The sequence below is a fragment of the Paenibacillus sp. GSMTC-2017 genome, assembly GCF_016019935.1.
In the GTDB taxonomy this organism is placed as follows: domain Bacteria; phylum Bacillota; class Bacilli; order Paenibacillales; family Paenibacillaceae; genus Pristimantibacillus.
On the sequence record NZ_JAECMT010000004.1, the window covers coordinates 452,017 to 474,685 of the forward strand.

18 protein-coding genes are annotated in these 22,669 nt (G+C 40.1%); 12 read left to right on the plus strand and 6 right to left on the minus strand.

Annotated elements, in window-relative coordinates:
• Nucleotides 1–20 precede the first annotated feature (20 nt).
• From I6N90_RS18085 to rlmN, 9 genes are all read left to right on the plus strand, one after another.
• Nucleotides 21–488, plus strand: a complete 468-nt coding sequence (locus I6N90_RS18085; RefSeq protein WP_197937014.1) for a DinB family protein — start codon at nucleotides 21–23, stop codon at nucleotides 486–488.
• 102 nt (nucleotides 489–590) lie between these two features.
• Nucleotides 591–947, plus strand: coding sequence for an MmcQ/YjbR family DNA-binding protein (locus tag I6N90_RS18090; protein WP_232243090.1), 357 nt, complete (start codon nucleotides 591–593; stop codon nucleotides 945–947).
• 188 nt (nucleotides 948–1,135) lie between these two features.
• Nucleotides 1,136–1,630: a lipoprotein gene (locus I6N90_RS18095; protein WP_197937015.1), complete on the plus strand. Its 495-nt coding sequence runs from the start codon at nucleotides 1,136–1,138 to the stop codon at nucleotides 1,628–1,630.
• On the plus strand, nucleotides 1,614–2,705 hold the full coding sequence (locus tag I6N90_RS18100; protein ID WP_197937016.1) for a hypothetical protein: 1,092 nt from the start codon (nucleotides 1,614–1,616) through the stop codon (nucleotides 2,703–2,705). The genes I6N90_RS18095 and I6N90_RS18100 overlap by 17 nt, the downstream gene beginning before the upstream one ends.
• Complete coding sequence (locus tag I6N90_RS18105) at nucleotides 2,695–3,540, plus strand: hypothetical protein (protein ID WP_197937017.1); 846 nt, start codon at nucleotides 2,695–2,697, stop codon at nucleotides 3,538–3,540. The genes I6N90_RS18100 and I6N90_RS18105 overlap by 11 nt, the downstream gene beginning before the upstream one ends.
• 62 nt (nucleotides 3,541–3,602) lie before the next feature.
• Nucleotides 3,603–4,178 carry a sigma-70 family RNA polymerase sigma factor gene (locus tag I6N90_RS18110; protein WP_197937018.1) on the plus strand — a complete coding sequence of 192 codons (576 nt, stop codon included), beginning with the start codon at nucleotides 3,603–3,605 and terminating at the stop codon, nucleotides 4,176–4,178.
• A complete protein-coding gene (locus I6N90_RS18115; protein ID WP_197937019.1) occupies nucleotides 4,168–5,160 on the plus strand; it encodes a hypothetical protein in 993 nt (330 codons plus the stop codon). Before I6N90_RS18110 ends, I6N90_RS18115 begins: the two co-directional genes overlap by 11 nt.
• Nucleotides 5,161–5,234: 74 nt before the next feature.
• Nucleotides 5,235–6,347, plus strand: coding sequence for a TlpA family protein disulfide reductase (locus I6N90_RS18120; RefSeq protein WP_197937020.1), 1,113 nt, complete (start codon nucleotides 5,235–5,237; stop codon nucleotides 6,345–6,347).
• 121 nt (nucleotides 6,348–6,468) lie between these two features.
• Nucleotides 6,469–7,533 carry a 23S rRNA (adenine(2503)-C(2))-methyltransferase RlmN gene (gene rlmN, locus I6N90_RS18125; RefSeq protein WP_197937021.1) on the plus strand — a complete coding sequence of 355 codons (1,065 nt, stop codon included), beginning with the start codon at nucleotides 6,469–6,471 and terminating at the stop codon, nucleotides 7,531–7,533.
• 74 nt (nucleotides 7,534–7,607) lie between these two features.
• Here the strand turns inward: rlmN and I6N90_RS18130 are convergent, their stop codons facing one another.
• Nucleotides 7,608–11,867, minus strand: coding sequence for an S-layer homology domain-containing protein (locus tag I6N90_RS18130; RefSeq protein WP_197937022.1), 4,260 nt, complete (start codon nucleotides 11,865–11,867; stop codon nucleotides 7,608–7,610).
• Between the two features lie 352 nt (nucleotides 11,868–12,219).
• On the opposite strand from I6N90_RS18130, the gene I6N90_RS18135 reads away from it, so the two are divergent.
• On the plus strand, nucleotides 12,220–13,158 hold the full coding sequence (locus I6N90_RS18135) for a stalk domain-containing protein (protein WP_197937023.1): 939 nt from the start codon (nucleotides 12,220–12,222) through the stop codon (nucleotides 13,156–13,158).
• 399 nt (nucleotides 13,159–13,557) lie between these two features.
• Here I6N90_RS18135 and I6N90_RS18140 read toward each other — a convergent pair whose 3' ends face one another.
• The 5 genes from I6N90_RS18140 to I6N90_RS18160 form a co-directional block, all read right to left on the minus strand.
• Entirely contained in the window at nucleotides 13,558–15,474 is a 1,917-nt protein-coding gene (locus I6N90_RS18140) for an ATP-dependent DNA helicase (RefSeq protein ID WP_197937024.1), read from the minus strand.
• 94 nt (nucleotides 15,475–15,568) lie between these two features.
• The gene (locus I6N90_RS18145; RefSeq protein WP_197937025.1) at nucleotides 15,569–16,636 is read right to left on the minus strand and encodes a glycosyltransferase family 2 protein; all 1,068 of its coding nucleotides are present in this window, start codon (nucleotides 16,634–16,636) and stop codon (nucleotides 15,569–15,571) included.
• Nucleotides 16,637–16,676: 40 nt separating this feature from the next.
• Entirely contained in the window at nucleotides 16,677–17,738 is a 1,062-nt protein-coding gene (locus I6N90_RS18150) for a glycosyltransferase family 2 protein (RefSeq protein WP_197937026.1), read from the minus strand.
• Nucleotides 17,739–18,020: 282 nt separating this feature from the next.
• Nucleotides 18,021–19,088 (minus strand): glycosyltransferase family 2 protein, encoded by a 1,068-nt coding sequence (locus I6N90_RS18155; RefSeq protein WP_197937027.1) that lies wholly within the window; start codon nucleotides 19,086–19,088, stop codon nucleotides 18,021–18,023.
• Between the two features lie 40 nt (nucleotides 19,089–19,128).
• On the minus strand, nucleotides 19,129–20,196 hold the full coding sequence (locus I6N90_RS18160) for a glycosyltransferase family 2 protein (RefSeq protein WP_197937028.1): 1,068 nt from the start codon (nucleotides 20,194–20,196) through the stop codon (nucleotides 19,129–19,131).
• Nucleotides 20,197–20,425: 229 nt separating this feature from the next.
• Here I6N90_RS18160 and I6N90_RS18165 point away from each other — a divergent pair, with 229 nt between their 5' ends.
• Nucleotides 20,426–21,133, plus strand: coding sequence for an ABC transporter ATP-binding protein (locus I6N90_RS18165; protein ID WP_197937209.1), 708 nt, complete (start codon nucleotides 20,426–20,428; stop codon nucleotides 21,131–21,133).
• Nucleotides 21,123–22,475, plus strand: a complete 1,353-nt coding sequence (locus tag I6N90_RS18170; protein ID WP_197937029.1) for an ABC transporter permease — start codon at nucleotides 21,123–21,125, stop codon at nucleotides 22,473–22,475. The genes I6N90_RS18165 and I6N90_RS18170 overlap by 11 nt, the downstream gene beginning before the upstream one ends.
• Nucleotides 22,476–22,669 lie beyond the last annotated feature (194 nt).

Consider the following 22,669-nt stretch of genomic DNA (forward strand, 5'->3'; position numbering starts at 1 on the left):
GATAAAGGAGAGAATATAATATGTCGTTTGCTACTGTATTGCCGATATGGGAATCGATTCAAAGTCGTTTTCATAAGATGGTAAAAGCATTGCCTGAGCAAGATTTGGTCTTGCAAATCGGTCCTGCATCTATCGGTTATATGTTGCGCCATAATGCAGAAGTAGAGTATATGTTTGCAGACTGGTTCTTCGGCGCTCCGATGCCAGCTGATCTTGAGGTTGTTACAAACCGCGGCCCTGGAGGCGGTAAGAACAAGCCTACCTTTACAAATTTGGAGGAGCTTGTTGCTTTGCTTGAGCAATCCAACAACTATTTAATAGAAGCGATGAAAAACTTGCCGGATGAGAAGTGGCATCAGCCAGTTGAATCTCCAATGGGGCCATCAACACCGATAGAAGCTATTGGCCGCTTGATGTATCATACGGGCATTCATGCCGGTCAAATTTCATTGATTCAAAAAAATGCACCTGCGGTAAAAGCTGAGTAGTTGCGATTAAGCACATAATCGTGTACAAAGAAGAGTAGAGACTCCTATGATTTTGGGGTTCTACTCTCTTTTTTTGATGGGATAGAAAGGGGACTATTGCGAATGCAGACAAGGCAAGCATTATTGGAGCATTGCATGACATATAATGGAGCGTTCGATGATTATCCGTTCGGGCCCGAACCGCTTGTAATGAAGGTTAGCGGGAAGATGTTTGCGATTATTGGAGTTAATGGCAGTGTGGCGAATATTTCATTGAAATGCGAACCGCATATGGCTGAGTTACTACGAATGGAGCATGAGGCGGTTAAGCCTGGGTATCATTTGAACAAAAAGCATTGGAACACTGTCACGATGGACGGAACTGTACCGGATGCTGAGCTAAAATCGATGATTGATCATTCTTACGATTTAGTAGTTAAAAGCTTGACGAAGGCACAGCGTGAAGCGCTAATTGGCTAGGTCATCACTTGTATATGGACACGCTTATTGAACGCCCTTTTGGGGCGTTTTTTTGTGTAAGCGATGTTGTAAATCGGCAGTTAGCCCAGTCAGACAATATTTTAGTTTGGAAAATAGAACCTTTTTCCCATATCGAGCCAATATATGAGGAATGGCCATAAAGAGATATTTGGGAGGGTGAGGAAGTAATGAAAAAAATAGTCCTTATCGTAGTTATTGGAATGGTGTTGCTTTTAAGTGCTTGTTCAGGGGATAAGATGATTTCGCTTGATCATTACAACGACCTAGAGAGTACCGATCTTAGCATGGAGAAAGGCGGGCTCAGTAAACTAGATATTACAGAGGCTGAGGTTAAGGAACAGAAGGGTGAGTCAAAAGTTACAGGTACAAATAATCGAGAAGGAACGGTAGTTGAATATGATGATTATCAGTACACATTTGTAGAGGATAAGTTAATTGGTTTTACTTTTAAAGAGGGAACAATGACGGGTCAAGGTGTGAAGATCGGTGATCCGGAAAGCCGTATTGCTGAGCTTTATGGTAATAGTTTTGCTCAAAGTAAATTGGAGGGTACCGTTGTAATCGGCTATAGAGATAAGCAGCTAGGAATGATTTTGGAATTTTTTATTACGGATGGAAAAGTATCTTTTATAAGTGGATTATTAAATGGGACAAATAAATAGTATGGGGATGCATAAGGATACCTCACAACTTTTAATTGCAACGAAACAAGCAACGCTTATTCAACATTATGTAACGATATTGCTTGGTATGTGGTTAGTTATTGCTATTTTTATTGATGGATACGCGCATCGTCATAATGCAATTGAAACCTTTTTTACTCCTTGGCACGCTAATTTGTACGCTGCATTTCTGACCGCGGCTGTTTGGATGGTTTATTTGGTTATTCGCAATTGGCGGAATGGTAACACCTCTTGGAAACATTCCATACCGAGAGGATATACCCCTGGCTTATGGGGTGTGTTGCTTTTCTTGTTAGGCGGGCTTGGTGATATGACATGGCATACTATCTTCGGAATCGAAAAGGATACGGCTGCACTCCTTAGCCCATCGCATCTCATCCTTCTAGTTGGCTCGCTGCTTCTGTTGTCGAGTCCGTATAATGCGGCGAAGTTCAATGGAGGAAGGGGGAAGCTTGGATGGGGGGCTTTCCTTCCTGTCTTCTTATCTATTACGCTGGCTGCAGCAGCTTCAAGCTTTTTTCTAATGTATTCATGGATGTTTAACTTCAATCTGCCTTCTAAAGCAAGTATTGATTGGTTGAATAATGAATATGGTCTTAGCCTTATTGTGACTAATAACGAATATCGAGGGCTAAGTTATATTCTCATTAATACGATGTTGCTTATGATCCCCTTGTTTCTTCTAATGAAGCGTTGGACTGTCCCTTTAGGAACGATAACGGTATACCTAGGTATGATTACTGCGCTAAATGGTTCTCTTGATGGATTTCGTCATTATACAGTTATCGTAATTGCTTTGACGGCAGGTTTAGTAGGAGATGTGTTATATGTCTTGTTGCGTCCATATGACGGGCGGATATGGGCCTATCGCATAGTAGCGGCGGTAGTACCCATCATACTGTGGAGTCTTTACTTTGGATGGCTCCATCTGACATCGGGCATCGGCTGGGAGGTTGAGTTATGGACAGGTTCTATCGTTCAATCTGCACTTGCTTCCATCGCGGTTAGCTTGCTGGCATTTTCGCCTAAGCGAGGTGGGGTAAGTGGGGGCTAAATGGAGAAAAGCATATATCATTTTGATCATATGGCTCGTCGTTATTTCGATGTTGCTTCGATCGCTACCGCCAGTCTTTAATACAGAGATTGATCCGCCTACAAGCGGTGTATTACCCTACTTGCAACAAGGTGGAGAGCTGGCTGTTTCTGATCAAGGGTATAAGGTGCGTCTAGAGATGGGTCAGGCGAATATGCCGCTTACCTTACATGTGCTTAACCCGTCTGATAAGCTGGTAAATGTATTTTCAGAAGATATGACGAAGCTTATGCATCTGATTGTTGTAGATAGGAGTCTTCAATTTTTTGACCATTTGCACCCTGTTTACGAGGGAGATGGAGCGTTCCGTACCGAGCTTAATCTCCCCTATGGAGGAGATTATTTGCTCGTTACCGAATTTATTCCAGACAACAAAGGTGTAACTGTCTACAAACAATGGTTGGAGGCACCGGGAGTTGAACGCGATCCTATAGATGTGAAGATAGATGAAATATATACGAAAATAGTAGATGGTATTTCGTTTACTTTATCCGCCATGCCAAGCTTCAAAGAAATTCGGGCAAAGCAGATGGTTATGCTTAACTTTCAATATGAGGATTCGTTAACGGGGGAACCTGTTCAGTTGGAGCGGTTTCTTGGAACGGGTGGTCATTGCGTTATTTTGGATGAAAAGGCCGAAGAGTATGTGCATGTTCATGCAATGGATGACATGAGCGCAGAGGGGAATGTCATGTTTCATGCGGAGTTTCCTAAGGCCGGTATATATAAAATATGGGGTCAATTTCAATACAAAGGTAACGTTATTACCGTTCCTTTTACAGTGATGGTGAAGTGATGTTTCCTTTAGTAGTTGTCGTATAACTGACAGGACAGGCATACAGAAAGGGGGTTGAATAGGTGGATGAACAACATTTGCTGTTTTTGGTTGCTCGGATAAGGGATGGAGACGAGGAGGCGTTCAGCGCTTTCTTTGAATCTACACGTGCACATACATATAGTATGGTCTACTTTTTGATCGGAAACGAGCGGGATGTGGAAGATATTTCGAGTGAAGTGTACATTGCTCTGTTTCGTTCACTTAGCAGTTACAGCTTGGACAAACCATTTTTACCATGGTTTAATGGCTTAATCATTCGACAATCTCGTAGTTGGAAGAGGCGAATATGGCGGAGCTTTCGATTGATGGACAAAGTGAAATCTCTAGGATCGCCGCAACAGTCATTAATAGATACTGGTATTGATGCGATTGGTAATAGTGAGGAAGTTCTACCACATGTAAATCGATTGTCTCGTAATCTTCGGGAAGTTATCGTATTAAGATATTACCAAGATTATTCGCTCGAAACGATTGCGGAAGTGCTCTCTATACCTATTGGCACAGTAAAATCTAGAAATCATGCGGCACTTAAGAAGTTAAGGTATTGTTTGGAAGATAGAGGTGAAGAGAAGGAGGTGTCTACCTATGTCCATTGAGGAAAAACTGAAAACGGAGTATGCAAGGAAGTCACGAGCAATTAATGGGGCAAGTGAAATGAATCCAAAGGTTATGGCTTCGTTTCGGAAAAACAGTGTGGCAGGGCGGACACGTTCCTATCGAAAACAAACGAAGACAACGAGATGGACGATAGGTGTTGTGCTTGCTGTCATTGTTCTATCAGGATTTGCTTATGGAAGCAGTAAGCTATTGGCCGACGATAAGTTTGGTCGGTGGTCATTTCAGCTCCGCACCGCAAGCGAGGATATGACGTTGGATAAGGCGGTTTTAAACGAAATTAGTACAAAGAGAGAAGAGATTAGAAGTCATCTTGAGCCGGGGGAATCAGCCTACCTGTATGTATCGGCGTTAGCAGAATCTTCTCACTCTCTTTATAGATCGATGCCGATGATTGGCGTGTTTCAGCCGATCTTAATTGACGAATTTGAAGGGGCAGAACAATTACTCACCCAGAGTGGAATAGGAGTAATTATACCGATGGAACTGCCCAATCAGTTCCGCTTTAAGCACGCTTATCAGGGAGAAGCGGACATTTCCTTTTCATTTACTAAGGATGCTCCACAGATTCAACAAGTGCTGAAGAAGGAAAGCAAGGACACTGGAAAAGGTATTACTTGGATGAAGATTGAGGATGAGCGGAAACTATTGAATAAGGTTACGTTGATTTATTCCAATGCTGTAGGGGAGCAACTTTCAATAATGGTTGAAGTGATTTCGTCTGATGAACACAATATGAATTTGATTGCTCCTAAATCTGTTCAATACGAGGAGTTAAAGGTAAAAGGTTTAAATGCTCACTACACGAGCAGTGATAGCGTTCCTTTTAGTAAAAGTCATTTTTATCAAAATGTGATGTGGACAGAAACGGCTGGGAATTCTCAATATGTGATTAATATCGGGACGGAATCTTCAAATGTTCCGAAGGGGATACTTGTGCGAGCAGCGGAGCAACTAAAGTAGAAGCCATGATATAATAGCTGTACGAGACGATGAGCGGAATATATTCTCATTAATCCTTCGTAGAAGGTCAGGCGATGAACATGATGACAAATATTCAAATCGGGTCGCTAGTTCTGAATACAGAGCTACTGATCTATTTGGCTGCAGGTATTGTTGCTGTATTTGCCCTCCGGCTACGGAGCAGGAAGAACCCTAACAAAGAAAAGATTGTATCCATAGGTTGGAGTGCTATTATTCTGTGGATTGCGGTCTGGAAGGGTAGTTTGCTTCTAATTGATCCAATGAGCGTTATTCGAGAGCCTCTTTCTCTACTGTTCTTTAGCGGTGGAGTTTGGGGTTTTTGGCTTGCCACAGTGACGGCAGTAGGTTGGTGTTGGTATAAGTATAAGAGAATAGTTGGACAACTAGAGTCGTTACAATGGACAGGGGTACTGCTGTCATGGTGGGTGACGGCTTATTTGCTTGCTGTTATTGTAATAGGGGAGTCGGTACAACTTCTGCAATGTGTTGGATTACTGCTCTCGCTTGGAGTGGGTATAGTACTACTTCATCCATCATTGTGGTCTAGGATGAAGGGCAAATTTGGCGATGGAGGCTTACGTAGTCCCCGGGTACTTACGCAGGGAGCGGTCTTCCTGCTCGTTTTAGTGTTACTAAGTTACACATTTTACGACCAGTTGCAGAACGGCGTATTATCTAAACAAAGGCTAGGGTCTGCAGAGGGGTCATCGATTGTTGGCCCTCGTGAAGGAAATATAGCACCGGGCTTTGAGCTTGTTGATTGGAAGGGTGAACGAGTATCGCTTAAAGATTATCGTGGACAGACGGTAATGATCAACTTTTGGACGACATGGTGCAAAGTTTGTAAGACAGAGATGCCACATGTGCAGAAGTTATATGAGCATTATCAAGCAACCGAAAGTGATGTTGCCATATTAACTTTGAACGTTACGAGTCAAGAACTTAATGCAACTCATGTGAAGCAATATATAGAGAAACAGGGCTTTGAGTTCCCAGTCGTATTAGATGCTCGTGGTGATGCTGAGTCTGAATACGATGTGAGGGCGTACCCGACTACATTTATTGTGGGCGATGAAGGGGTCATTCGTGAACGTTTTCTTGGTGCAATCAGTTATAATGACATGAAGAAGCGGATTGAGCGTGTTCGTAAAAGTGAAGCTGAATAAAGGTGACTCTCCCCTTGTGTTCAGCCATTATTTTTGGGACAATAAGAGACAGACTGCAAGCCCATACGGGACATAAGCGGAGCGCACTTTAATCATAGAGGCTTGAAAGAAGGATCATGAGATGAATAAACCATCCATATATGGATTAACATTAGATCAATTAACGGTTTGGCTGCAAGAACGAGGATTTCGGAAGTTTCAAGCTACTCAAGTGTGGGAGCTGTTATATCGGAAAAGAGTTACATCCTTTGATGAGATGACTGAAGTTAGAGCGGAATGTATCACATTATTGCAAGAGAACTTTTCCATTAGTACAATGGCAGAACATGTGAAGCAAGAGTCTAGAGATGGCACAGTTAAATTTCTATTTAAGCTATATGACGGAAATCTGATCGAAACGGTACTTATGCGCCACAAGTTCGGCTTATCAGTATGCGTAACGACGCAAGTTGGCTGTAATATCGGATGTAGCTTCTGCGCTAGTGGATTAATTGCGAAAAGCCGTGATTTGTCGAGCGGGGAAATCGTCGAACAAATTATGCGTGTACAATTGCATCTTGATACGACGGGTGAAGGAGAACGAGTCAGTCATATCGTTGTCATGGGCATTGGCGAGCCGTTCGATAACTTTACGAATATGACCGACTTTATCCGTGTTGTGAAGGATCATAAAGGGTTAGCTATTGGAGCGAGGCATATTACTGTATCGACGAGTGGACTTGCTGGAAAGATCAGAGAGTTTGCTGACAGTGATCTGAATGTTAATCTCGCTGTATCACTACATGCCCCGAACAATGAACTTCGTACTCGAATTATGAAGATCAACAAAGCGATTCCAATTGAGAAGCTGATGGAAGCGATCGATTATTATTTGGCGACGACAAGACGCAGAATGACGATGGAATATATTTTGCTGAAGGACGTTAACGACGGTGTCGAACAAGCGTTGGAACTTGCCGAGCTAATGCGCAGTCGCAGCAAGCTGGTTAACGTCAATCTTATACCGTATAATCCGGTTGATGAGCATAGTCAATATCAGCGAAGCGAACAAGAGTCTATTCGCGCGTTCTATGACGTTATGAAGAAGCAAGGTATTAGTGTTAGCGTAAGGCTTGAGCATGGTGCAGATATTGATGCAGCTTGTGGGCAATTGCGGAGTAAGCAAATGCGAGCGGGGAACGAATAATAGACATGAAAAAAAGCAGGTTCACTAGTAGTTTAAATCTACTTGTGGACCTGCTTTTTATTAATGAATGAAACTTATTGAAGCTGAAGTAGCTTTTTAATCAAAACAGCTGATTCTGCTCGGGTTGCGTAATTAGTAGGGTCGAATTGCTGGTCACCTTTCCCTTGCATTAAACCCGTGTCCACCATAAGTTTTACAGCGTCTTTTGCCCATGAAGAGATAAGGTTAGCATCTTTAAATTGTCCTTGAGAATCTGTTTCTTTAGCAGGTACATCTTTACCAAGGTACTTTAGAGCTTTACTAATCATGACAGCCATTTCTTCGCGTGTAATTGATTTGTTTGGTGCATATTGATCTTTATCGACGCCAGATACTAGTCCTAATTTCAATGCGGTGTTAATATCATCGAAATACCATGCTTTTGTATCAACATCTTTAAATGTACTAGTCGATTGCTTAGTATCTTCTTCAATGCCAAGAATACGAATAAGCAATGATGTAAACTCGGCTCTCGAAATGTCATTTTGCGGATTAAACGATCCTTTGCTATTTCCTTTAACGATATAACGAGAAGCAAGCCAAGAAATGTCCTTGTCTGCCCAATGTCCTTTCATGTCACTGAAAGATATCTGCTGATTGATTAGATATAAAACATCACTTGTTAGATTTGTAGCTTCTACAATTTGACTAGTGCCTTGTTGAATAGTACGTGACGGTACATACACCCATTCATTTGTACGAGCATTCTTTTTCACTAGTATAACGTCACCTGAATAGTTAGTTGGCAAAAGAACCTGCGATGAAAGCCAGTCTACTTCGACCTTTTTATCACCACTCTGTACATACATCTTTACTGGTAGAGACGTAGCAACAATTTTGCTATTAGTGTCTGTAGGGCTGGATTGTTGTGTTTCTACCACTAGTTGTAATGACTTATCTTTATCGCCAAACTGTTCGGCAATCCAGTTCTCATCGATTTGTTTTAAGTTAAACTTAGCGATGCCAGCTGTTGACTTAAACTGCATGTATCCGCTTGGCAAGTCTGCTTTTCCTTTAAGTATTGCATCAAGCGGGATGCTGATTGTGCCAGCTAACTCTAGCTCGATTTGATTCTTTTTGCTCTTGGTGAGCGTTGAGATGACGTTTTTCCAGTCTACTTGCTTCATGTCACCTTTAATTTGTAGACCTTCACTCGTTTCTACTAGCTCAGATGATGAAGGCATACCGCCGCCACCGCCTCCACCTGGCGGACGTGTTCCTCCAGTACCACCACTCGAAATGAAGTTTAGGTTTGTTAGCTTCTCTGGCAATATAACATCGTCCACTGCTACTTGAATATCAATTTTTTCGGGTGCGGAGTAGGTTGCGGTTATAAAGTGGATGGATTCCTCTTTTGTATCAAATGATCCATCACCATTTAGGTCTTCCCCTACCTGTATATCTTTAATTACTAGATTTCCGCTTGCTAGCTCATTCGTACCAGCTTTTAGTGGCAGTAGTTTAAAATTATCTCGTGTTACATTTCCGTAACCGGATCCATGTTCATTATCTAATATAACTTTAAAAGTAAAATCTTTATTAACAGAAGGTGTACTAGGTGTTGTATGTTGTAGTACTTTACTTTTATTTAGTGTACTTGTCCAGCGCAAAGTAGTATTAATGCCTTCTTTAGTTTGCAGAGGCGCTACAGTTTCGACAAAGAAGTCAGTGTTCATTTTTGCAGCAGTTAAAACAAGATATGGATGATAGGAAGACATTCCAACCATTATAGTAAAATCTACGTACTTTTTAATGCCTTGATCTAAGTAATAGACTTTTAAACCTTGTTTAATTTCCTCATCACTTACACCGGCCAAATCAAGATAGAACCCCCCTAAAACATTGGAGTACTGCTCCATTCCTGTTACTACTTTATCCGGTCCTGGAGTCTTATAGTCATAAGTTCCACCATTAGTTGTCCATAAACCTTGTGCATTACCAGCTTCAACAGAAATGCTGTACAACGTATCTAGAGATAAATTAGTAATTTTGTACGAGTGAAAATCAGCGGGTACAGTATCAATGACTTCCCCATTTGCTATAATCCGATATTGCGTTATTCCTGTTACATCATGTGCTGTACCCCAATTAATCAAAACGCTTGAAGAACTAAGAGTATGTAAATCTATGATCCCTGAGTCGAGCCACCAAATCGGATTATTATTAGTAGAATCGTTTTTAGTAGCTATCAATACATTATTCTTTTTTCCGAGTAGTAATGCATCGTAGTAGAAATAAATATCAACAAGTTCGACGGAACTTGACGAAAAAGTGAATGTAAACTGTTTTTTTGTATTCCCCATCTTAATTTCTTTCAAGACGAAGGTTTCATCCATCAATTGATCTGTGCCTGCCTTGTAGGCTTTCGCAGACAGTTTCGACGTTTCAAATCCTGTATAAGGCATAATCAAAGCCGCCATAAAATCATTATTTATAGAAGGCTTAAGAGGGAATGTAGTATATACTACTTCGGTATTATTTTCACTGAGTGACCAACTTACTGTACGATCTAACGTTTCGGGCAGCTTAAATTTGTCGGAAAAACTAACGTTATATTGTTGTCCAACAATAGGGTTTTTAATTTGTAAAACTATTTTTCCGAAAATAAAGTCAGAACTGACTACAGTAAAGTCCACTGCTTCTTTGCTGTTTTCAGATGTTATCGTAATTTCTTTTTTCATATCGAAAGGGGTTAATCCGCTTGTAAAAGTAACTTCGAGTTCACCAAATTTAATGTACTCATAAATTTGAAATACTTTTGCTGGAAATTGAGCGTGGCCTCCTTTTACAACGATAGTCGTTGCTTCACTTGAATTACCATATCTATCAGTCACAAATGCTTTAAGTACTGCTCCTGCTGGTGAAGGGGATTTTAGATACACTTGAAACGTTCCTTCTTCTCCTACAGGATGAGCTGTCCATAATCCATTCTCTAATTCAATCGATATGATTGAGTTTGGCTCAGCTGTGCCAGAAACAAGGTTATCATGATAGTAAACATCATCAACGATAGGTTTATTAGGAGGAGTCACATCACTATTTTCTGGAACAGCAACACGAATGTCGAGCGCCTTTCCTTTATTCAGTTTTTGCCTAGAGATTGCTGTACTGTTTTGTACGTTATCGTATACGATAACACCGTTCAAGATCCAATAACCTTTATAATGCGAATCTGAAACCGATAATCGACTGGTATATTTTTTATGAGCATAGTCGTAGTATAATCTTACATTATGTGAAATTGGATATTCGTTAATTGTAATGAAATAATTTAAATCAATATGTTTTATACCTGAGAGATTATCACTAGCTGTTGCTTCGAAGTTAATGGTTCCACCAGCATCAATAGAGTTTTGACTTATTTTAATATCTAATAATGTTGGTGGAACAGTATCTTCATTTTCATTAATAACATTTATATCCAACTTATAAGATTCCGTCAACATTAGTCTATTATGAGTAGTACTATTCCCGATGGCATCTTTTATATAAATTCGATCTATGGTCCAAAGCCCTTTTTGATCATATGCACTGAAATTTAGTTGGGCATGCCATTTTCCAGTGTGAGAATTATAAAGTGCTTTTGCATATTTATTATTGTCGTTTTTCAGGTTTGGAGATGAATAATAAATTTCTATAGAATCAACACCTGACTTATTATCTTTAGCAGAAATAGTAAGTTGAACAGTACCGGGAGCATTTATTTCATTTGTACTGATATCAATATTTTGTAGAATTGGATCTTCAATATCACCACCAGTAGGGTTTATTACCATAAAATCATACTTTCCGTTATCATCGAGCTGATATCTAAGTAGAGAAGTGACATTAAATGATTGATCATACATCATCATGTGTTGAAATTCTACTGTCCCATTGCCAGTATATTTATTAAATGTATGTTCAGCCTCCCACAAGTCATTTTTTGAGTTATATATTAATTCAAGTCTTATTGTTTCTGCATAGGCATTATTACTTGCAAAATAATTGTAGAGTAAAGAAAAACTTCTAATTCCGGAAAGGTCATCAGTAGCTTTAGCCTTAAAGTATACTGTTTCCCCTACAGTAGCTTTTTTTGGAGTTACATCGAGACTCACGAGCTCAGGAGGTGTAGTGTCCCTCGCCACTGTTGGTGCAGAAGATTCCAATGTCTCTGCAATCTTAGATGGTGTGGAAGGCTCCACATTCTCTACAGTTATTGGACTTGCACTGACTGTACCCGTTTCCTTATAAGGGAAAAAGGTGGAAGTAAACAAAACTAAAAACGCTAATAATGAAATTGTAATTCGTTTCAATCGATTCATCTCCTATTCTGAATAAAAAACATGTGTGTGACAGAGATACTACTTAATAACTAAATAGTATGGGAAAATATCGCAATTCCCTAGGACATTATATCTAAACGCAGACGGATAAGATATCGTTTTTTTATCTCTGACATTCATTTCAATAAGATCATCACAATTTATGGTTTTAATAGAAAAAAGAGCAGTGCTTGAGCTATAAAAATAGCAAATTATTGCTCTTTTTATATGGACATATGCCATGAGTTTAGATAGCTCAAAATAATGCATCTATCCAGCGAAACCTTTAGATGAATAGATGCATCTATATGAATAAGTAATATTATTACAGGAGGAATCGACAGTGAGAAAATATCTATTTGGATTTGTATGCGGGATCGTGTTCGCAAGTGCTTCGGCTGTTTATGCTAATGATGGAATTAGAGCTATTCTATTTCCAGTGAAGTACGAGTTTAACGGGGTAGAAAGAGAACTTGAACCAGGGTACCATACTTTGAAACACGATGGTCGTACATATGTGCCAGTACGCTATATGGCAGAGAGCTTGGATGCAGTGGTTATTTATGATGAAGCCAAAAAGACGATTCGAGTGGATGACCGTTTTGATGCAATTAGTTTTGTTGGCGGGGTGAAGGCGGGTCACCTGAAAGTGGTGAAGGATGGAAATAAGAGTAAAGTTACAGGGGAGTTGTATGCGGGTCAACGTTATTTTGACTCTTTGTATGAAAGAATGATGGCGGCAGAAGATCCTAATAAGGTAGAGCTTAATGCTCATCTTGCGTTTTATGATGATTCTAGTAAGTTGCTTGGAAAAGTAGCGATAAAAGTGCCCTTCACTACAAAGGGCGATCAGCTAAAGGAGATTGAAGCGATAACGGAGCAGGATGTAACGGGTTATTCTTTCGCTACTTTAGAAAATGTGTGGCCTGTACCGCACGATAGTTTTCTACCACCCGACCTACATGTGAAGGATAAGTCTGGCCTTCTAGGTGTTGGATATATGGAAACGATAAAGAGCGGGGAATATACGAAGGTAAGATTTCCAATGGGAGTGTTTAAGGAAGGTAACTATCGAATTGAAGCAGTTGTGACGTACTATGACGAACAAGGAAAGGTGCTCGGAACGGCAGAGATCAACACGTTGAGTGAAGGTCCGGTAGATGTGCCATCAGGAGAACAAATTAATATCGTTGACTATGAAACCGCTGGCAAAGGTGATTTTACTAAAGCAGCTCGTTATACGCTTGATGTCATTTCCTCAAAACTAGTAGCAGAAAAATAGGCTTAATTACAACAATAGTGTTTGACGTAACGCAACTGATTAGGGTGCACAATTGGCAAGCGGGTAAGCATAGTAGTTGTTATTAATGTTAGCGCACATTTCCGAACGTATGGCTAACGAACCCAGTACCTCTTAGTTGACCAAATTGTACCGTTCGAAACGTTTAACGAACTCCGGAAAGCTTATTCCGAGTAGAGTGGCTATATTTCGCTCAAAAACAACGCGCTAACGACACTGGAGTTCGTTAGACGAATTTACACGTTATTTTCTTCCATATAAGCACAATACGATTCGTTAGCGGATCAGTATAATAGCTATTAGTAGAGTGCGTATTACAGAACTGCGTTTATCAAACGAATACGTATATCGTCTACTCCAAAATGAAAAAATCGTTGCTCCCTAAGGAAGCAACGATTTTATTTGTTCTTGTACATCAGGGCGTGAAAGTTCTCGGCCCATAATGGAAACTTTACCGCTATCCTCGCGTGAGCGGATTAGTCGGCCAATGCCTTGTCGTAAACGAAGCATCATATATGGCATATCGACTTCCTCGAATGGATTTGCAGAGTCATTACGTCTAGCTGTAAACACTGGATCATTCGAAGGGAATGGCAAGTCCCAAATAATAACGTGGGACAGCGATGGACCTGGAATATCAAGTCCTTCCCATAACGTGACTGCACAAAGAACGCTTGTCTCATCGTTTTGGAACATAGAGATCAGGTGGCTAATTTCGGCACTTCCTTCATAGAAGAAACGATAACCACTAACCGCTGACTCCCCAAGCTCGTCCATCTTCCCTTTGAATGCATTCAATTCCTCTTGGGAAGGGAACAAAATGAGCGAGCGACCACCTGTTTGCGCAATCAGATCAACGGTTTGCTCAAACTTATTCGTTTCGTCATTGTCAGGCAACAGTGCCACTTCCATTTGCTCCGAATAATCGTACGGAGATGGGACGGAGAACGACAAGTACGTCTCAATGCCTAAATTACCCGAAATATAATCAAAGCTATCGTTGACCGATAATGTAGCGGAAGAGAATACAACCGGCATTTGTTGTCCGAATACTCTTTCCTTGAGCACTTCTTTAACTTTTTTCGGCATAAGCACTAAAGTAAGTTCATTCCGATCTTCAGTTACCCACGAAATAAGGTCTTTCGGCTTTTCAAACAGAGCAAGCGCAATGCCGATCATCTCGATATGTTCTTCTACGATTTTCATTTGATAAGAATCAAGCGTGTGCATACCGCTTTCGAATACTAGCTCTTCCTCAATCTGAGCTAATCGATCGCGAAGGCGCGAAACGGACCGTAACATGACGTCATCAAGAACAACTTCTTTCCGATCAGAGGCAGACACTTTACGACTTGTCCGCTCTAAGAGGCGGAACAACGATTCGCTAGCTTCAATGGCGTCTTCAATAGCGACTGCGAACACCTCGCGAACTTCACCTTGCAATAGTCTTGTAACGATAGCCTCGAACACAGAATGTTTAAGCTTATACGTTAATGCATTTTGTGTAGCCGTTTCTAACAAATGTCCTTCATCGAATACGACGGAACTATGCTCAGGAAGTAACGGAAGTTGACCTTCACGTTTTCTAGCATCATACGTCCACACATGCTCCATATAAAAATCATGGGAGCAGATGATGAGATCAGGCGCTTTCCGATAGTGGTCGCGAGAGATCGTCTGACCGCAGCGATGACGTTGACTACAGACAAGACAATCTTGGAACACGTCCCACCCAAGCTTATCCCATTGCTCATCCGTTAGATCTGGATAGTCTTTACGATTGCCATACGGATAAAAAGCTTGCATCGTACTAGGTGTGTGAACAAAGTCAGGTAGACTGCGGTATATGTCACGATACATGCCATCTTCCAGCTCGAACGTTCTTACTTCATCTAGCTTGTTCAAACAAATATATTGGTCTGGAGATTTGCCAAGTCTAGCATCGATCGTTAAACCAAGATGTTTAGCAAGCTTAGCGATATCGCCTTCCGGCTTCACTAATTGCTCAATAAGTGATTCGTCCGCACAAGTAATAATCGCTGGTTTTCTTGTATATCGTGCATAACATAGCGCATAGAGCAGATAGACGATAGTCTTACCTGTACCTACGCCAGCTTCAGCAAAAATAGTGCCTTTGGTGCTATATGCTCGTTCCAACTGAAAAGCCATATAGATTTGCTCATCACGGGTTTCGAAACCTGCGTCAGGCAATACTTCATAAAACACGTCAGCAATCCAGTCGCTAGCCTGCTGTATAAAAGGGATTTTAGGATCTACAACAAAAGGGTAATTGCTCAATTACAGGGAGCCTCCAACTTTTTGATAAATACGATCCCTCCATTATACCTTAAATCCGCACGAGATGTGAGCCAAGCTGTTTACAGTCTAGAAATTACCACAGGTCTACAGGTCTTTTTAAAAAATTATTCCGTTTCTTCTTAGTGATCACAATATAAAACATTAGCAAAATATTAAACAAATTGACGTTATGCTTCATTGACATCCAGCAATAACGCAGAGCCTTCTTTTGTTCTGTTCGATTGATATAACTCAGTGTGTAAAATTGTCTGGCCAAGGCATAGTCCGACAGAAGCAGCAGTTTCTTTCTTTGCGAAGGCTCAAAGCCTTCGATCTTTCTTCTGAGATGCATCTTAAAGGTCACGGTGCGTAAACCTATCAATTCAAGCTTGTTTAGTACATCTTTATTTTCAAAGAGTGTGTCAGGATCTAGTGTTTTCCTATCACAGAAGAAATAAACGCTGTCTTGCGATAAATTGTATACAAAGTGAGGTTTACAATGTAGGGCAATACGACAATGATCAAAGAAGTTAATGATAAAGGCAGCATCTTCGCCGGCCTCAAATCCTTCGCCAAACAGTTCAAACGTATCTAGCAATGACCTCTTAAATACCATTGTAATAATGTTAAATATACTAAGTGTATCGGTAATATATTTTTCTAACAGTCCTGATTGGGCAGGAAAAACAATGACATCATCCTGCACTTCAAAGTTATTCCGCACGCTTTCCAGCCGTTTTTGATAACTACTATCGTCGAATACATCCTTTACTTTACCGTTGACTTGTTCCTTCCAAAAGGCGAAGCAAATATCAACCTTGTTATCCTGTATAACTCGAATACTATCTGTCAAATGATTATCAAACCATTGATCATCAGAGTCAAGAAAGGCGATATATTCACCTTTGGCCTGGAGCATCCCACAGTTTTTTGGCCCTGGAACTCCTTTTGTGCGATCGTTCACGGCATATCTAATTCGGGCATCTTTACGTATATATTGTTCGATAAGTTCCTTCGTATTGTCTGTACTCCTATCATCCACTATAATAAGCTCCCAATTCGTATAGGTCTGTTTTATTACAGACTCAATTGAGCTAGATATTATTGATGCACGGTTGTATGTTGCCAATATGACACTTACTAACGGTTGCTGCTGATTCATATAAATGATCCCTCACTTTTCAATAATATAGATCATAGAATTACCATAAATTTAAAGGTCTTTTTAGAAACTCTCCTCCGCTCTTTTTTGTAAAAATAATATGAAAAAGTAGTGCTACATTGTATGAATTTATATTGTGTTTAAGCGACATAAAGCAATAGTGCAGCGCTTTTCGCTTATTTGGCTTACTGATGTAACTTAACGTATAGTACTGCCGTGCGAGCATTAAGCTTGCAATGAGATTAAGTTTCTTCTTATTTTGGAGCGACGTATCGTTTTGAACCCATTTTTTTAAAAAGAGCTTGTACTTGATCGATTGCAAAGCAATGGATTCAATTTTATTGAATACTTCCTTGTTTTTGTACAGCGTATCTGGGTCCAAATGTCGTCTGTTGCAAAATAAATAAACGCTGTCTGGCGACTGATTGTATACAAAATGTGATTTCGTAATTAAGGCAATCCGACATCGGTCGAAAAAGGGAATCATAAAAGCGATGTCTTCTGCAATTCCAAATTGTTCATTGAACAGGTCAAACTTTTGCAGCAAATCGCGTCTAAAAACCATCGTAGTAATGCAATGGAAATGTCGATCTATCGTTAGGAAACGTTCTAGTAAGCCCTTTTCAAATACGATCGCATTCCCATTGACCTCGAAATCTTGCCGCATCTCCTGCAACAGCTGCTTCTCGATTTCATTTTCGAAACTATGATAGACGGTTTCACCGTGGCGTTCATCCCATAACGAGTAGCAAACATCGCTGTTCACTCTTTTGATCGTGTCCATACTATCTCTCAAATGAAAGTTATACCATTGGTCGTCGGAGTCCAAAAAGGTAATATAATCACCTCGCGCCAGTAGCATGCCACAGTTTCTAGCTCCACTGACTCCTTTTCGTCTATCATTTACGGCATATTTAATTCGGTGATCGTTTTCGCTAAAAGAGGCAATGACCGTTTGTGTGTCATCCGTACATTTATCACTGACGATAATTAATTCCCAATTCGTATAGGTTTGTTCTATAACGGATTTAATGGAAGATGAGATAATATGTGCGCGGTTATAGGTAGGTATGATAATGCTAACTAGTGGTTCTTCATTCATAACTTCATTCCTTTCATTACTGTATAGAGGTATTGTAAAAGTATAATATTTACATAATTTCTAATCAAGAGACCTAAAGGGTGTTTTAGGTAATTACTTCAAGTGGTTCGATGGTTGGATTACTTGGAAAATGAGGATGTTATGGGAATTGTGAGCCGTAGCGGCTCAGGAGGAATTCAGTAGATTTTGAAGGTGAGAAGGCAGGATTCAAGCGTAATGTAGACCGAATTCCGCATTGAAAGTATCCTGCCTTTATATCTCACACTAAACTTTGGAGCGAGTTTACCATAAATCCACAGGTCTTTTCAGGAAGGAGCTTCCTTTTTCGCTGAACAATAGAATATGAAAAACGAGTAATATGTTAAATAGGTTAATGTTATGCCCCATCGACTTCAAGCAATAACGAAGCGCTTTTTTCTTATTCATTCGATTAATATAACTGAGTGAATAATACTGACGAGCGAGTGTGTAGTTGGATAACAAAAGCAGTCTTTTTTTCTTCTTCCTATCGAAGGTATGAATCTTTGATCGTAAATGGTTTTTGAATGCGAGAGATTCTACACCAATCGATTCTATTTTTTGAAGCATCTCTTTATTTTGATATAACGTATCGGGGTCGAGTTGTCGTCTGTCGCAGAAGAAATACATACTGTCTTGTGATTGGTTGTAGATGACGTGAGGTTTCATATGGTAAGCGATACGACAATGGTCAAAGAAGTTAATAATGAAAGCAGTGTCTTCTCCTAATGCAAAATCTTCATAAAACATGCCGAAGTACTCTAAAAGTTCCCGTTTAAATACCATCGTATTGATGTTGAAAATACATAAGGTATCCTCGATATAGCGCTCAAGTAAATTGTTTTCTAATATAATGACATCATCACGCACTTCGAAAGTGCGTTTTAAGTTCTCTATTCGCTGTTTTTGGAAGTACTCATTAAATATTTCAAACATAAGTTCTCCAGATCGCTCAATCCATTGTCCAAAGAAGGCTTGAGATTCTGTTTGCTGCATCATTCGAATGCTGTCTGCAAGGTGATAGTCATACCATTGATCGTCAGAATCAAGAAAAGCGATATACTCTCCTTGTGCGAGCAGCATCCCGCAATTTCGTGCTCCGCTTACTCCTTTTGCACGATTATTAAGCACATATTTTATTCTACTGTCTATATTTACAAACTGATCTATGACCCCCTTCGTTCCATCTGTGCTTCCGTCATCAATAATAATAAGTTCCCAGTTCTTATAAGTTTGCCGAATGATCGACTCGATCCCGGGAACAATCAAGTTTGCTCTGTTATACGATGGCATAATGATACTAATGAGTGGCAATATTCCGCTATTCATCATCCTAAACCTCTCTTCTTTTCGATTTTATTATTTGCTGGAACTACCAAAGATTTAATGGTTTTTTTAGAAAGGGGCTTGTTTCCTTGCGAGGAAACAGAATGTGTAGAATAAGAAGGAGGTTAAAGGCATTCACGTTATGCCTCATAGACTGTAGGCAGTATTTAAGCGCTTTCAAACGATCGTGTTTATTAATGTAGCTTAATGTGTAATATTGTCTAGCTAGTGCGTAACGAGAAATTAACTGCAGCTTTCGCTTGTTCTTTAATATTCGGTTATTCTTGATCATTTTTTTTAGAAACATTTTATAGTGTAGAGATTGCAAGCCAGCCTGTTCGATTTTTTTATGAACTTCTTTATCTAAGTAGAGTGTATCGGGGTTCAACTGTCGTCTATCACAAAACATATAGACACTGTCCGGGGACTGATTATAAACAAAATGTGATTTCGTTATTAACGCAATACGGCATCGATCGAAGAAAGAGATCATGAAGGCGATATCTTCAGCAATTCCGAATTGTTCGTTGAAAAGGTTGGAGTTTTGTAATAGATCTTTGCGAAAAACCATTGTAGTAATGCAATGAAAGTGTCTCTCTGCGGCAAGGAAACGTTCTAATAGACCCGATTCAAATACGATAACATCTCCATGTACCTCAAAATCTCGCCGCAATTCTTTTAATATGTTCTGCTCGGTATCATTTTCGTAATTGTGATAGACAGTATCACCATGACGCTCGTCCCATAATGCGTAACTAACATCGCTATTCACTAGTTTGATCGTATCGATACTATCTCTCAAATGGTAGTTATACCACTGGTCGTCAGAGTCTAGAAAGGATAGGTATTCCCCTTGTGCCACTAACATGCCACAGTTTCTAGCTCCGCTTGTCCCTTTTCCTCTATTATTTACCGCAAATTTAATTCTGTGATCCTTGATGCTGTAAGAGTCGATGATTTTTTGTGTGTGATCTGTGCATCGATCACTAACGATAATTAATTCCCAATTGGTATACGTTTGTGCGATGACAGATTCGATGGAGGATGAGATGACATGTGCGCGGTTGTAAGTAGGTATGATGATACTAATTAAGGGGTCTTCATCTTCGATCATAAATTCATTCCTTTCATATGTGTAATTCCACAGTTAGTTTAATCGTTAGAAAAATATAGTTCAAGATCATTTACGGATATTTTGAACATTTTTTTTGGACGGGCTCAGAGGTTGGGTGGGAGAATCCAATTATTATTAGAATCTATAGCTTAATTTAAGGTTTTCTTTAATTCACCTTAGAAATTGGCTGTTATTGTTGAGGAACTAAGAAATGAAAGGCGGAGATAACATGATTGAGTTGTCCGGTATTAATCATCAATTTAAGATTGGGACAAGGGGAAAAGAACGGACGATACCTGTTCTTCATGATATTGATTTGAAGGTGAAAAAGGGAGAGATTATTGCGATTGTGGGTCGTAGTGGTTCGGGAAAGTCTACTCTTCTTAATCTAATGTCAGGTTATATTCGTCCATCATCTGGTGAGATAACGGTGCAGGGACAAGCTGTAACTAAGTTGGATGAGGGGCAATGGGCAGATTTTCGACTAGCGAATTACGGATTTATCTTTCAAAGCTTCCAACTGATCCCAAGCATGACAGCTTATCAAAATGTGGAGCTGCCACTAGTCCTCAAAGGTGTTTCAGACGCGGATCGGAAAAAACGTGTTAGTGAGTTAATGAACAATTTAGGGCTAGCCGAATATGCCAGTCATTATCCAGGGGAGTTGTCAGGGGGACAGCAGCAAAGAGTGTCTGTTGCTCGATCTCTTATACTGAATCCGCCAATCGTACTTGCAGATGAGCCATCAGGTAGTTTGGATAGTGAAAATGAAAAGGCATTGCTCATGATGATTCAGCAGTTAAACCATGAGCTCGGCATAACCTTCGTCATTATTACTCATGATGAACAGGTCGCATCGATTGCTCATCGCACGATAAGACTACAAGATGGACGAATAGTGAAGTCAGAGAGTGGGAGGGATAGCGATGAAGTTTAACGATCAGCTCCGATTCGTTCGGCAAAATATGAAGAAAAACAAGATGAGATTATTTATGACCGTACTCGCCACTGCAATGGGCTGTTCTTTTCTTATCGTATTAGCTTCAGTTGGGTTCGGTTTGCAGAAAAGTATTGTAGATGGGATGGTTGGCGATCGTTTAGTAACGGCAATTGATGTTAACAGTAAAGATTCGAATAAACATAAAAACAGTGATATCAATGATGAAGATATCGACTTTTTCCACACCATCCCCCATGTAAAGGCGGTAACTTATCGTAACTTTATTCAACAGGGGCTAAATCCGCAGGTGGATGGTATGATAGTCAATCGAGAAGGGACATTACAGGTAGATTTTGAAGCAGAGAAGCAGGCAGGATTTAAACTTAGTGAGGGCCGGGTTCCGCAAAATGGTGATGAAGTTGTCGTCGGTTATCATATTCGACTACCCATTGAGAGCAGTGAAGGAAATACAGTAGAAAAGATGCCGGATGCGTCGGAATGGCTCAATAAGAAGTTGAATGTTGATGTGGAGTTTTATGTGAATGGTAAGAAACTGATAGAGAAAATGGAACTGACAATTGTTGGTGTAGCGGAGCGACCTGCGAAGGAATGGCTACAGGATCGAACGATCTATATAGGTAAAGAAACGTTGAAAAAGATTGAAGCGATCACAGGAACACAAAATGGGGAAGTGCCTTATTTTGAAGAGGAACCTACCCGTAAAGAGTTGGATAAGCGGTTGAGTGAAATCGCTAAGCCAACCGATAATAGAACATATCATCAGGTTGAAGTTATTGCGAATAATGCTGCTAATGTAAAGGAGATATCTGAGCTTATTCGTGAAAAACATTATTTTGTTCATTCCATTGCAGATGAACTCAAGCAAGTTAATGTTATGTTTTTAATTATGAAGATTGGATTAGTATTTATTGGTACGATTGCTGTACTTATCGCTTCGATTGGTATATTCAATACGATGACTATGGCGGTCACTGAGAGGGCACAAGATATTGGAATAATGAAGGCTATAGGTGCGCATCCATCTATTATTAAGAAAATATTTTTACTGGAGAGTGCTATAATCGGTTTGCTGGGTGCCGTCATAGGGACGATCGTTTCCTATCTCATATCATTTGGGGTTAACGCAGGTTTGCCGATGCTTATCAGATCGTTTATGGATGAAGAAGTTCCGCAAGGGTTCTTATTTTCAATCATTCCTCCTTATCTGGCGATTCTTGCTTGCTTCATTGCACTTGGTGTTGCGATGTTGTCAGGTTATCGCCCAGCTAAGCGAGCGACTCGTATCGATGTGCTGCGGGCACTTCGGAGAGATGTGTAAAAAGAGTGTGGTGGGCTGTCTCTAAGGTTGAACCTTATGAGGCAGCTTTTTTGTGCGTCAAGGCGATTGGGAGGATGTAAAAATGTATATTGACCACTATGGTCAATAGGGATATAATGGTATTGACCGATGTGGTCAATGGGGTTTTGGATCGCAATATGTAAAGAGATTAAGTTGTTAAAGTCGCTATTTAT